The organism is Streptomyces sp. SD15, assembly GCF_054462255.1.
Genome location: NZ_JBTLMO010000009.1, coordinates 18,314 through 31,252 on the forward strand (window position 1 = coordinate 18,314; position 12,939 = coordinate 31,252).

At 72.5% G+C, this 12,939-nt stretch carries 9 protein-coding genes; 3 read left to right on the forward strand and 6 right to left on the reverse strand.

Annotated elements, in window-relative coordinates:
• Positions 1-165 precede the first annotated feature (165 nt).
• Positions 166-1,785 carry a hypothetical protein gene (locus tag ACX28W_RS11295; protein WP_458998756.1) on the forward strand — a complete coding sequence of 540 codons (1,620 nt, stop codon included), beginning with the start codon at positions 166-168 and terminating at the stop codon, positions 1,783-1,785.
• On the opposite strand, the gene ACX28W_RS11300 is transcribed toward ACX28W_RS11295, so the two are convergent.
• From ACX28W_RS11300 to ACX28W_RS11325, 6 genes are all read right to left on the reverse strand, one after another.
• Positions 1,768-4,785 (reverse strand): SpoIIE family protein phosphatase, encoded by a 3,018-nt coding sequence (locus tag ACX28W_RS11300; RefSeq protein WP_458998757.1) that lies wholly within the window; start codon positions 4,783-4,785, stop codon positions 1,768-1,770. The two genes, ACX28W_RS11295 and ACX28W_RS11300, sit on opposite strands and share 18 nt — an antisense overlap.
• 239 nt (positions 4,786-5,024) lie before the next feature.
• Positions 5,025-5,456 carry an ATP-binding protein gene (locus ACX28W_RS11305; RefSeq protein WP_458998758.1) on the reverse strand — a complete coding sequence of 144 codons (432 nt, stop codon included), beginning with the start codon at positions 5,454-5,456 and terminating at the stop codon, positions 5,025-5,027.
• 218 nt (positions 5,457-5,674) lie between these two features.
• The gene (locus ACX28W_RS11310; protein ID WP_458998759.1) at positions 5,675-6,082 is read right to left on the reverse strand and encodes a (deoxy)nucleoside triphosphate pyrophosphohydrolase; all 408 of its coding nucleotides are present in this window, start codon (positions 6,080-6,082) and stop codon (positions 5,675-5,677) included.
• A 10-nt stretch (positions 6,083-6,092) separates the two neighbouring features.
• A complete protein-coding gene (locus ACX28W_RS11315; RefSeq protein WP_458998760.1) occupies positions 6,093-6,275 on the reverse strand; it encodes an SPOR domain-containing protein in 183 nt (60 codons plus the stop codon).
• 311 nt (positions 6,276-6,586) lie between these two features.
• Entirely contained in the window at positions 6,587-7,339 is a 753-nt protein-coding gene (locus ACX28W_RS11320; protein WP_458998761.1) for a GntR family transcriptional regulator, read from the reverse strand.
• A 146-nt stretch (positions 7,340-7,485) separates the two neighbouring features.
• On the reverse strand, positions 7,486-8,706 hold the full coding sequence (locus ACX28W_RS11325) for a DUF4190 domain-containing protein (protein ID WP_458998762.1): 1,221 nt from the start codon (positions 8,704-8,706) through the stop codon (positions 7,486-7,488).
• A 221-nt stretch (positions 8,707-8,927) separates the two neighbouring features.
• Between ACX28W_RS11325 and ACX28W_RS11330 the strand changes: the two genes are divergently transcribed.
• Entirely contained in the window at positions 8,928-10,034 is a 1,107-nt protein-coding gene (locus ACX28W_RS11330) for a pyridoxal-phosphate dependent enzyme (protein ID WP_458998763.1), read from the forward strand.
• A gap of 279 nt (positions 10,035-10,313) precedes the next feature.
• Positions 10,314-12,929 carry a discoidin domain-containing protein gene (locus tag ACX28W_RS11335; protein ID WP_458998764.1) on the forward strand — a complete coding sequence of 872 codons (2,616 nt, stop codon included), beginning with the start codon at positions 10,314-10,316 and terminating at the stop codon, positions 12,927-12,929.
• The last annotated feature ends 10 nt before the right edge of the window (positions 12,930-12,939 follow it).

Consider the following 12,939-nt stretch of genomic DNA (forward strand, 5'->3'; position numbering starts at 1 on the left):
CCCCGTGCCCCCTCCGTACGCCCCCGTATCCCCCGTACCTTAAGCGCCCCCCGCTTCGGCACACCCCGGTCGCGCACCCGCGCAAGCGGTCATACGCTCCCAAATGTGACGTCGCCCCTGAGTCGAAACCGGTCGCGCCGAGCAACGTCCCACATAGCCGTGCGGGTGACGCATGCCGTGCTCGGGGGGCTGGTGGCGGTGGGGTGGCTGGTGCTGTCCGTCACGTGGGCGAGTACCGAGGATCCGACGGTGTGGTCGGAAAGCGGCCATGTCACGGCGGTGGCGGCGCCGCCCGACCAGGACGGGACGTCCACCGGTGATCTCGCCCTGCCCCTCATCGCGGTGGTCACCGCGGGGGCGCTCGCGGCATACACGTACACCCGGCGAATACGGCGCGCGAGAACCCGTACGACACCCGGCGGCGCCATCCCGCACCCCGTTCCGTTCGCCGAACTCGACCGGCGCTCCCGACAGTCGCTCGTCGAGGCGGACGACTGCGTGCGCACCAGCGCGGAGGAACTCGGGTGGGCCGGGGCACAGTTCGGGGACGAGGCGGTCGGGCCGTACGCGGAGGCGGTGGCGTTCGCGCGCGCCGAGCTGGCGGAGGCCTTCCGGTTGCGGCAGCGGCTGGACGAGACCGTGCCGGACGACGGCCTGGTCCGGCGGCAGTTACTGGAGGAGATCGTCGCGCGCTGCCGGGAGGCGGGGCGGCGGCTGGACGCGGAGGCCGCCGGGTTCGACCTGCTGCGCGCCCTGGAGCGGACCCTGCCCGCCGCCCTGGAGCTGGCCGAGAGCCGCTTCCGGGAACTCGCCGGGCGCACGCCCGCCGCTGCGGCGGCACTCGCCGAGCTGCACGAGCGATACGCGCCGGCCGCGTCGCTGCCCGTCGCGGGCCACATCGAACAGGCCAAGGACCGGCTCGTGTTCGCCACGACCCACCTCAACCAGGCCCGGCAGTCCCTCGACCGGGGGGAGGAGGCGAAGGCCACCGCCTCTCTACGGGCCGCCGAGGGCGCCATCGACCAGGCTGGCCTCTTCGTGGCCGGGGTCGACCGGCTGGCCGCCGAGCTCGCCTCCGCGGCCGAACGGCTGCCCACCGCGCTCGCCGGGGCCGAGGCCGACCTTGCGCGGGCGCGGGGGCTTCCGGGCGGCGCTGTCGTCGGTGCGCTGCCCGGCCTGATCGCGCGTGCCGAGTCCGTGGTCACGGAAGTACGCCGGGAGATGACGAGCGGCCCCTACGATCCCCTCGGCGCCCTCCGTCGCGTCGCCCGGGCCAAAGCGGCGCTGGCCGACGCCCCGGCGCTCGGTCTCACCGACGAGCGGGTCCGCGAGGTGCTCGACGAGGCGCGGCTGCCGGCCCGCAGCGCGGTCGCCCTCGCGGCGGACTTCGTCACGACGCACCGGGGAGCGGTGGACGGCGAGGCCCGGACCCGGCTGGCGGAGGCGGAACGCCACCTCGCGCCGGCGTCGCCCGCCCTCGCCGACGTCCAGCGGGCCGACGAGCTCGCCCGGGACACGGAACGGCTTGCCGAGCGGGACGTCCTGGCGTACGGCAATCCGTACGCCGGGCCCGAGGGCACCGGAGTCGGCGGCGCCGTGCTCGGCGGGATCCTCCTGGGCAACGCGCCCGGCGCTCCCGCGGCGAGCTTCGGCGGGCCGCGGACGCGGAACCGGAGAGCGGCGCCCGGCGACGGGACACCGCCGCCGAAACCGACACCAAAACCGACACCGCCCCCGACCCCGACCCCGACCCCGACAGGAACAGATTCAGAACAGGCTCAGTAGTGCCTCCGCCGGGTCCGTGAGCCCCGTACCCCCGTCCGGGAGCGGGAGTTCGAACCAGACCGTCTTGCCGCGTGGCGTACGCCGTGAGCCCCAGGCGGCGGACAGCAGACCGACGAGTTGCAGACCGCGGCCCCCCTCGTCCGTGTCCCGGGCCCGGCGGCGGCGCGGCTGGACCAGGCCCGCGTCCCACACCTCGCAGACGAGCGTCCGGTCGAGCAGCAGCCGCAGCCGGATCTCGCCCTCGCCGTAGCGCAGCGCGTTGGTCACGAGCTCGCTGACCAGCAGCTCGGCGGTGTCGACCAGCGGCTCCAGGCCCCAGGAGGTCAGCTGGGTGCGGGCGTACTCGCGGGCCCGGCCCACGCTGCGCGGCTCACGCGGCAGGGTCCAGTCGCCGACGGACTCTTCGGGCAGCCCCTGGACACGTGCCATCAGCAGGGCGATGTCGTCCTCGCCGTGGTGGGTGTCCAGGGTGTTGAGGACGTGGTCGCAGACGTCCTCCAGGGGGCGGGAGGGGTCCGTCAGTGCCCCGACGAACGCTTGCAGGCCCTCGTCGAGGGGATGGTCGCGCGATTCGACCAGTCCATCCGTGTAGAGCGCCAACAGCGCACCTTCGGGCAGTTCGACCTCCACCTCCTCGAAGGGCTCGCCGCCGACGCCCAGCGGCATGCCGGGCGGCACGTCCAGCATCAGCGCGCTCTCGCCGGGCTCGACCAGGACCGGCGGCAGATGGCCGGCGTTGGCGAAGGTGATCCGCCTGGTCACCGAGTCGTACACCGCGTACACGCAGGTCGCGAGGTACACCTCGGAGAGGTCGGCGTCACGGGGCTGACGGGCGGCGCGGGTGGCCTGCTGCACCCCGCCGGGGGTGCCGAGGCCGCGGGCGATCTCGTCCAACGCCGAGAGCACTTCGGCGGGTTCCAGGTCGAGCAGCGCCAAGGTGCGTACGGCCGTACGGAGTTCACCCATCGCGACGGCGGCGCGCAGGCCTCGGCCCATGACGTCGCCGACGACCAGCGCCGTGCGGTGGCCGGGGAGTTCGATGACGTCGAACCAGTCGCCGCCGACCTCGGTGGCCGCGTTTCCGGGGAGGTAGCGGCAGGCGATGTCCAGGCCGGAGGCCTCGGGGTCGCCGGGCGGCAGCAGCGAACGCTGCAGGATCAGCGCGCGCTCGTGCTCGCGGCGGTACAGACGGGCGTTGTCGATACAGACCGCGGCGCGTGCCGCCAGCTCCACCGCCAGCGAGCGGTCGCGCTCACCGAACGGCTCACTGCCCTTCGTACGGGAGAACTGCGCGAGTCCTACGACGGTGTCGTGCGCGACCATCGGCACGGCGAGCGTGGACTGTATGAGGCCGCCGTCCTCGGCCGGGACCTGCTGGGGGCGGGCGGTGCGCAGGGCGTCCGCGCAGGGCGAGTTGAACGCGTAGTGGTGGACCGCGCCGACGGCGACGGGCGCGGGCCCGCCGATGAACGGGGCGTCGGAGACGGCACTGGCGAAGGCGACCCGGCGCAACTCCGCGCTGCCGTCGGCGAGCGCCCGCGGGGTCTCGTCGCCCGCCAGCAGGCCCTGGTAGAGGTCGACGGTCGCGAGGTCGCAGAAACCGGGCACGACGACGTCGAGGAGTTCGCGTGCGGTGGTCTCCAGGTCGAGGGAGTTGCCTATGCGGGCGCCCGCCTCGTTCAGAAGGGCGAGATTGCGCCGGGCGGCGGCCGCTTCACGGGCTGCGGCGCGGCGGCTGGTGATGTCGGTTCCGAGCCAGGCGATGCCGATGGGGCGGCCGCTGCCGCTGTGCACGCGGTAGAGGTTGATGGACCAGTGGCGGCGGTCGTCGGAGCCGGGCACGAAGCCGGTGACGTGCATGTCCGTGATGGAGTCGCCGGTTTCGAGGACGCGGCGCAGCGTCGCGGTGACGCGCTCGGCCTCGGAGCGCGGCAGATAGTCGTGGACGGTGCGGCCTCGGTGGTCGTCGACGCCGGCGCCGAACACCGAGGCGAAGCGCTGGTTGGCACGGCGGACCCGCAGGTCCGTGTCGATCAGCAGAAAGCCGAACGGAGATTGACCGAAAATCGCCTGCGAGGCGGCGAGGTCCGTCTCGATCCGTCGGAGCGTCCGGACGTCCACGACGATGCATACGGCGGCCCGCTCGCCGTCCTCCGTCGTGGTGGGCATCACATAGACCTCGGCGAGACCCTCGGCGCCCTTCTTGCCGTCCTCGGAGGCCGGCATCCGGAAGGGGACCACACCGGTCCACTCCCGGCCGTCCAGGATCTCGGCCATCTTGCGCTGGCCGCGCTCGCGCTGGTCGGGGGCGAAGAACGCCTCGATGGGGTCCATACCGAGGGCGCGCTCCGCGGATATCCCGAAGAGCTGCTCGGCACGCAGACTCCACTGGTCGACGAGCCCGTCGGCGCCGATGGAGAACGAGGCGACCTTGATGTAGTCATATATCGACCCCGGCGGACTGCTCTGCCACATCGCGTCGCCCAACGGTTCACCCGCCAACTCGACCATCGCTCGGGCCGCCGCCTCGACCATCGCTCCGGCCGCGGGATCGGCCGCCGGATCGGCCGCCATCTTGGCCACCGCGTCGGCCGCCTCGTCGTGCACTGCTTCGGCTGCCGGATCAGCCGCTGGTTCGGCCGCCGGATCAGCCGCTGGTTCGGCCGTCAGATGGGCCATCGATGTGGCCGCCGCTTCGGCAGGCAGCTCGCTCGCCGCATTGGCTCTTACTCCGCCCGCCGCGTCAGCCGTCACGTCGCCCGTCGACTCGGCCGCCGCAATGGCCGTCGACTCGGCTGCCACCTCACCCGCCGCAGCGACCATCGCTTCGCCCGCCGCGTCAGGCGTCACGTCACCCGACGCCCAGGACGTCGCGTCGCCCGCCGCGTCGGCCGCCGCCACGACCGCCGCCTCGGACACGGCGGAATCGACCGTGGCGTCAGCCCTCGCGCCGTCCGACGGGTCCTCGGACTCCGTGGCCTTCGCTGGTATCTCGCTCACGCGAACCGTCCCCTCCAGCTCACCGCGTCCGGCACCGGTCACCGGGGGCGGCTGCCCGCAGTATCCAGCACTACGGTGCCGCACAACACGGTGTTCACGATCACAGCACGGTCCCGATGGTTTTTGGACCGGCCGCGACATACTCCCAGTCTTCTAACCAGGTGGCACCCCGCCGAATCCCAGACTCCGGACAGCGCCACTGGCCTGAACCAATCGGTCGTCCCCCGCCCGACGGACCCTCAGCCGGGCACCGCCAGCTCGAACCACACCGTTTTGCCGGTGCCCCCGGGCCGGGTCCCCCAGCGGCGCGAGGAACCGGCCACGAGCTGCAGCCCCCGCCCGCTCTCGTCATCGGCGGCGGCGGCCCGCGCGCGGGGCGGGTCGGGCAACGGGTCGGAGACCTCCACCAACAGGGCGCCCGGCACCCCGGCGGGTCTGACCAGGCGGACGCCGATCGGGCCGGTGGCATGCCGCAGGGAGTTGGTCACCAGCTCGCTGACCAGCAACGCGGTCACGTCACCGAGGGAGTCCAGCTCCCAGGTGCGCAGCTGGCCCCGGACGACTGCTCGGGCGGTGCGGACGGCACCCGGCTCCGCGGGAAAGGTCCACTCGGCCCAGTCGCCTTCAGTGTCGATCACGCCGATCACTTCCCAGGCCAAGAGCGCACCCATGTCCGGTTTCATGGGGTTAATGGGCACATACCCGATATCCGGGATGCCTTACCGCACACATGGGCGCACTGTGGCACGAACGGCGTACGCCACCCCGGGCCAGAGGCACGACCCGCCCCCTCCCACGTCCGGAAGCCGGGCATCGTGAGACATGCGCCGGGGGTGCGCCTGGTCCGCGCCACGGACCTCACCGCGCGCCGCACCGCGCCCGGCGGGACCTATGCGCCCGTATCCCACCGGAGCAGCGTGGCCTTCACAGCGGGGACGTCCTGGTCCAGCCAGTCCACGTCCCAGACCTCGCCCGGGGCCAGCCAGCGCAGTTCGTCGTGGTCCTCGAGGGGCTTCGGGTCACCCGAGCCGGGGCGCAGTCGCGCGGTCCACACGCGCAGGACGTACGGCGTGCGCAGGGGCCACTCCCCCGGGACGCGCTCGACGGGCTCGGCATCGACGCCGAGTTCCTCGCGCAGTTCGCGTACGAGGGCGACTTCGGGTGCCTCGCCGGGTTCGACCTTGCCGCCGGGCAGCTCCCAGCGTCCGGCCAGTTCGGGGGGTGCGCTGCGGCGCGCGGCGAGGAGGCGTCCGTCGCGCTGGAGGGCGGCTCCCACCACCACGATCCGTTCGGTCATGCGCGGGAGCCTACTTGGATCCGTTCTGCCCGATTCGCTCGACCCAGTAGAGCTGCTTGTGGCCGCGGTCGTCGAGGCTGTCCGCGATCTTCTGGGCCTCGACCCGGGTCGCGTACCGGCCGACGCGGTAGCGATTGCCGTTGTCGTCCTGGCGTATGACGAGCCAGGGAAGAGTGATCGTGCCGTCATTCATCGAGCCCCTCCACTTCCCGCCCCCGGCTCGCGTCCTACCCCGCGCCCTAACGAAACCGCAATCCGCATATGCCCGAGCCTACGCCTAACCTTCACGCAGCGAATACGCCTTTTCACAAAGAGGTACGCAACCAGCCAGGACGGAGGGGGCGCACGCCGTCGAACGCGCCGTCGACCGCCCTCCGCGCGACTCCCGGGCAGCGCGAACTCCACCCCGGGCAGGGCATTCGAGAAAGGCCAGATTCCAACCGGCCTCACACCCAGGGCACTTGGCTACGGCCGCATCCGCGGCTACGTCACCGGCAGGTGCGGCTACTTCACCGGCAGGTGATACGCGACGCGATACCGGTCCGCCGGCACGACGACGTCGGCCGTCTCGACCGGGCGGCCCGACGCGAAGTACGTGCGCTGGATGACGACGACCACGTGCCCGGGGACGCCGCCCAGCGCGAGGAGTTCCTCGGCGAGGCCGGGGCGCGCGCCCACCTCCTCCGTGACGTTGTCCACGACCACGTCGATGGCCGCCATTCGCTCGACGACGCCCATGCCGCCGAGCGGCCCCTCCTCGGGGAGCATCACCGGCGTACGCCCCGTGACGGCGAGGGGCTCCCAGGACGTGGAGAGCATCATCGCCTCGCCCGCGTCCCGGAACACGTAGTTCGTACACATCACGCGGTCGCCGGGCCGGATGGAGAGCCGCTCGGCGATCGCCCCGCTCGCCTCGGCCTGCTCGCTGTGCGACTCCCAGGTGCCGCGCGCGGACAGGTCGGCCTGCTCCTGCCGGAAGGGCGTGGCGCCGCTGTCCGGCCGGTATCCGGAGCGGGCCACCCGGCGGGGCACCGGCCGCTCCCGCACATACGTCCCCGAACCGGAGCGCCCCTCGACCAGGCCCTCGGCCATCAGCACCTTGCGCGCCTCCAGGGCGACCGTGTCCGAGACTCCGTACGCCTCGCGGATCCTGGCCTGGGAGGGGAGGCGGGTGTGCGGTGGCAGCGAGCCGTCGACGATCTTCTTGCGGAGATCACCCGCGACGCGCAGGTACGCCGGCTGCTCACCGAAAGTCACTGGCCGCTCCCATCAGGTTGTACAGACAGCTACAGCCTGGCAACCGTGGGTTGTGCCGTGCAAGCAATGGCCAAAGAATCACTCGATGTGATTACTTATGGCCGCCGAGGGCATACCCAGGCACTTTCTCCCCCGTACAGCCCCCGTCACACCTCCAGGCCGGTGCCGTCTCCACCCTCGCCCTCGCTGTCACCGTCCTCGCCGTACGACGGCGGGATGGTGGCGAGGCCCAGAGCCTTGCGTGCGGTGACCGTCCGGTCCGGGTCGATGAGCTTAAAACCCTTGTCGTAGTGGACGTAGAAGGCGTCCGCGTCCTGTGCGTCGGCCGCCTTCGCCCACTCCTTCCGCGACGCCTCGATGTCCTTCACCAGAGCGGCGACGGGCTTGTCGGCCGTGGCGTGCCAGCCGTGGCCGCGCAGCCGGTCCGCCTGCTCGCCGAGCGCGTCGGACACCCTGGTCGCCCACTCCTTGTGGCCCGGCAGGTCGTCCTCGACGTACGTCTCCTCGGGTGCCGAGTCCATCGCCGCGTTGAGCACGTCGGCGGCCTGCAGATACGCGAACTGATCGGCGTTCAGTGTGAGGGAGTCGTTGCGCAGGGAGCCGGTCAGACTGCCGTTCTCGTCCGTGTTCCCGAACATGCAGGTGATCTCGCGGTCGCCGAGGCGCCAACTGGTCCTGGTCGGCGTGAAGTAGTACACGTCGACGTCGCCCGGGACGGCCCAGGCGTCCATCGCGTACGCGTCCTGGAGCGCGTAGCACTTGGTGTCGGCGGCGTCGACGACCTCGCTGTCGCCCGGGTAGCTCCCGCCGCTCATCGTGAAGTTCGCGAACACCTCCGCGTCGTGCGGCCCGGAGCACGGCACCTTGTCGACGTCGTACGCCAGGCCCTCCAGCCCGCCGCCCGGCGCGTCGAAGCACTCGCCCTTCTCCAGCGAGAAGGCGGAGTTCGAGTCGTTCGCCGCGTCTTCGATGCCGTCCCAGAAGTCGCGCACGCCGCCGGTGGCCAGCGCGAGCACGACCAGCGCGACGCCGAGCGAGGACATCACGATGCCGCCCACCGCCAACCCCTTGCCCCGCTCGCCCCGCTTCTTGATCTGCGCGAGCGCGATGATCCCGAGCACCAGCCCGACGGCGGGCAGGAAGCAGAGGATGCCGAGCACCAGCGCGGTGATCGCGAGACCGTTGACGGGCGCGGGGCGGTTGTACGGGGAGTAGCCCTGGCCCCAGACCTGGTACGGCGCCTGGGGATACGGTCCCTGCGGATGCGGCCCCTGGGGATACGGCCCCTGAGGGTACGGCCCCTGGGGGTACGGAGGCAGGTACTGGCCCTCGGGCTGCTGGGGCCCGGGCGGCGGGGGTATGGCCACGAGTACCTTGCTCCTAGTCCAGGCGGATTTACGTAGAACTGTCGTGCGACTTCCGTACAGCTGCCGTACGGCTGGGCGCATCGTAAGCGCGGCACGGGATGGGGCGGCAGTGGGGGCCTGGGGCGGGGGTGGGCATCGGACGGTGTCGGAGGTGCGGCGTCCTCAGGAAATGCGTCAAAGGCCTACGCGGACCGCTCGCATCGCGCGCATAGCCTGCGCACATGACACCTTTGCCGGATTGCTTCTGCCCGGCGGACGGTACGCGCGTCCCCGGCGGCTCGCTCGACTGGTGCTGCCCGGTCTGTCGCGGCCCGCTCGACCTGGACTTCGCGCCGACGCCGGCGTCCCTCAAGTCCCTCAGCGGACGGGTGAATTCACTGTGGCGGTACGCGGAATGCCTCCCACTGGCCTCGCCCACGGTCAGCCTGGGCGAGGGCCGCACCCCCCTGGTGTCGCTGCGCGAGGGCGTCTCGGCCAAGCTGGACTTCCTGATGCCGACGCTGTCGTTCAAGGACCGCGGCGCCGTTCTGCTGGCCGAGCTGGCGCTGCGGCTGCACCCCCGGCAGGTGCTCGCGGACAGCAGCGGCAACGCGGGGACGGCGATCGCCGCGTACTGCGCGCGGGCCGCGCTGCCCTGCACGGTGTACGTCCCCGAGGGGACGTCGCCGAAGAAGCTCGAGCAGATGGAGGCGCACGGGGCGCGGGTGCACGTCGTGGACGGGGACCGGGAGACGACGGCGCGGGCGGCGCGGGAGGCGGCGGACTCGCCGGGCACGTTCTACGCCTCGCACGTCTTCAACCCGTACTTCCTGCACGGCACGAAGACCTACGCCCACGAGCTCTGGGAGGACCTCGGCGGACGCCTCCCCGACGTCCTCGTCGTCCCCGTCGGCAACGGCACACTGCTTCTCGGCGCCGCCCTCGCCGTCGCCGAGCTGCACTCCGCCGGGCTCATCGACCGGCGGCCCGCCCTGTACGCCGTCCAGGCCGCCGCGGTCGCGCCGCTGGCGCACGCCTGGTCGCAAGGTGCGGACGAGCTGGTCGGCGTCACCCCGACGGCGCCCACCTTCGCCGAGGGCATCGCGATCCCGAGCCCGCCACGGGCCCGCCAGATCCTGCGGGCCGTACGCGACTCGGGCGGGACCTTCCTGACCGTGACGGAGGACCAGATCCGGCACGCCCAAAGGGACTTGGCTTCACAGGGCCTGTACGTCGAGGCGACGGGCGTGGCGTGTTGGGCGGCTGTGCGGGAGGGGGCGCTCGGGGGGCGGACGGCGGTGGTGCCGTTGTGCGGGGCGGGGGTGAAGACGGGCTTGGCGAGGGGGTAGTTCGCCCCCGCCGCCCCTACCCGTCCCATCCGTACCTGGGGGCTGCCGCCCCCAGGCCCCCGCTTCGGCCTGGACGGCCTCGTCCTCAAACGCCGGACGGGCTGAGATGCCTGGCGGGGTCTGGGGCGGAGCCCCAGAAGGATGATGGGGGTCCCCCCTGCTCGAGCGAAGCCGAGAGCTTGGGGGAGGGTAGGGGCGGCGGGGGCGAACTCACCCCGTACGTGGGAAACTCCGGCGCGCATACCACCCCCACCCCGTCCCCCACCCCATCGTCGAAAGGTGACCACGCGCCGCCTCCCCCTCCTCCTCCTCGCCTCCCTCACCACCGCCCTGCTCCTCCCCCTCCCCCCGGCATCAGCCACACCCCACCCGGCAACGACCGGATGCAGGGAGTCCGACCCGACCTGGTCCCCGACCGCGACAAAGATCGACTCCAAGGACGCGTACCACCCCTACGTCGGCAACGGCTACCTCGGCACCCGCGTCCCTCCCACCGGCACGGGCTACGCGGCCTCCGCCGAGAAGACAGGCTGGCCGCTCTACACCCCCCGCTACGACGGCACCTTCGTCGCGGGCCTCTACGCCCGCGGTCCGAAGAACACGGCCGGCCGCGAGGCCATCGCCGCGCTGCCCACCTGGTCGGGCCTCGACCTCCGCGTCGGCGACGAGACGTACGGCGCACACAGTCGCGTCTCGCACTACCGCCAAACCCTCTCCCTCCGCTGCGGCTACGTCCGCACCGCCCTCACCTGGACCACCGCCGACGGCCGCCGCACCGATCTGACGTACGACGTCCTCACGGCCCGCGACACCCCGCACACCGGAGCCGTCCGCCTCCACGTCACCCCGCACTGGGACGGCGAACTCACCGTCACCGACCGCATCGACGGCCGCGGCGCCCGCCGGATCACACAGACGGACGCGGGCCGCGTCGGCGATCGCACCATCGGCGTGGCGTTCCGTACGGACGGCACCAAGGTGGACGGCGCGGTGGCCTCCACGCTGGACGCGCCCGGAATCCACCAACCCACATACACGGACGGAAAGTTGGGCACACGGCAGTCGGCGACCTTCCCCGCCCGCCAGGGTCGGGGCTACGAGGTCACCAAGTACGTCGGCGTCGACACCGCCCTCACCTCCCCCGACCCTCAAAACGCCGCCCGCGCCGCCTCACTGCGCGCCGCCGCCCGCGGCTGGCCCGCGCTCATGGCCGCCCACACCGACGCCTGGCGCGCGCTCTGGTCCGCGGACATCGAGGTGCCGGGCCGCCCGGAGATCCAACTGTGGGCGCGCTCGGCCCAGTACGGCCTGCTGTCGTCGCTCCGCCGCGGCGCCCGTGACAGCATCGCCCCCGCGGGCCTGACCAGCGACAACTACGCGGGCATGATCTTCTGGGACGCCGAGACCTGGATGTTCCCGTCGCTGCTCGCCACCCGCCCCGAACTCGCCCGTCCGATCCTCGAATACCGCTACCGCACCCGCGCCGCGGCCGCCGACAACGCGCGCAGGACAGCCGTGTCCGGCCTCTTCTACCCGTGGACCAGCTCGAGCCGCGGCCGGCTGTGGACCGAGTGCCAGAGCTGGAACCCGCCGCACTGTGTCACCCAGAACCACCTCCAGGGCGACATCGCGCTGGCCGCCTGGCAGTACTACCTCTCGACCGGCGACCGCGCGTGGCTCCGCGATCGGGGCTGGCCGCTCCTCAAGGGTCTTGCGGAGTACTGGACTTCACGCGCCACGAGGAACCCCGACGGCACGTACTCCATCAAGGGCGTCGCGGGCCCGGACGAGTACAGCAACGGCGTGAACGACGGCGTCTACACGAACGCCGTCGCCGCCACCGCCCTGCGCGCCGCGACCCGCGCCGCGTCGGTCCTCAGCACGCCCGCCGCCGCCAACTGGACTGCCGTCGCGGACAAGTTGCGCATCCCGTACGACCCGAAGCGCAAGGTCTTCCTCCAGTACGCGGGCTACGACGGCTCGCAGATCAAGCAGGCGGACACCGTGCTGCTGACCTACCCGCTGGAGTGGCCGATGCCGGAGGGTGCCGCGTCCGCCACCCTCGACCACTACACCCAGCGCACCGACCCGGAGGGCCCGGCGATGACGGACTCGGTGCACGCGATCGACGCGGCCGCGATCGGTGAGCCGGGGTGTGTCACGTACACCTTCCTCCAGCGTGCCTACCGGCCCTTCTCCCGGGGGCCGTTCGCCCTGTTCTCGGAGGCCCGCGGCGACAAGGCGGGCGCCGGGGACGCTCTCGCGGGCTCCCCCGCGCAGGACTTCCTCACCGGCAAGGGCGGCTTCCTGCAGATCTTCACGCACGGCCTGACCGGCCTCAGGCTGCGCGAGAACGCCCTCCACCTGGACCCGTCGCTGCCGCCCCAACTGTCGGACGGTGTCCGGCTGTCGGGGCTCCGCTGGCGCGGTCGTACGTACGACATCGCCCTCGGCCCCGACACGACCACGGTCCGGCTGCGTTCCGGCGCCCCGTTCACCCTGGACACCCCCGAGGGGCGCTACACCCTCGCCGACACCGTCACCCTCAAGACCCGCCGCCCCGACCTCGCCCCGACCGGGGACCTCGCACGCTGCCGCCGGGTGACGGCCACCTCCTCGGAGCCGGGCCTCTATCCGGAGGCGGCGGTGGACGGCAACGCGACGACGGCCTGGTCACCGGAAGCCGACCAGGCCTCCCTCACCGTCGACTTGGGCCGCCCGGCGCGTGTTGGCTCGGTACGGCCGACCTGGACCGAGCCGCCGACGTCGTACGCCGTCGAGGTGTCTGCGGACGGCCACGACTGGCGAGCCCCGGGAGGCGGCGCGCCGGTCCGCTTCGTACGCGTCACCGTGCACGGAACCGCGGCCCTCACCGAACTCGACGTGCGCCGCTAGGCGCGCTCGC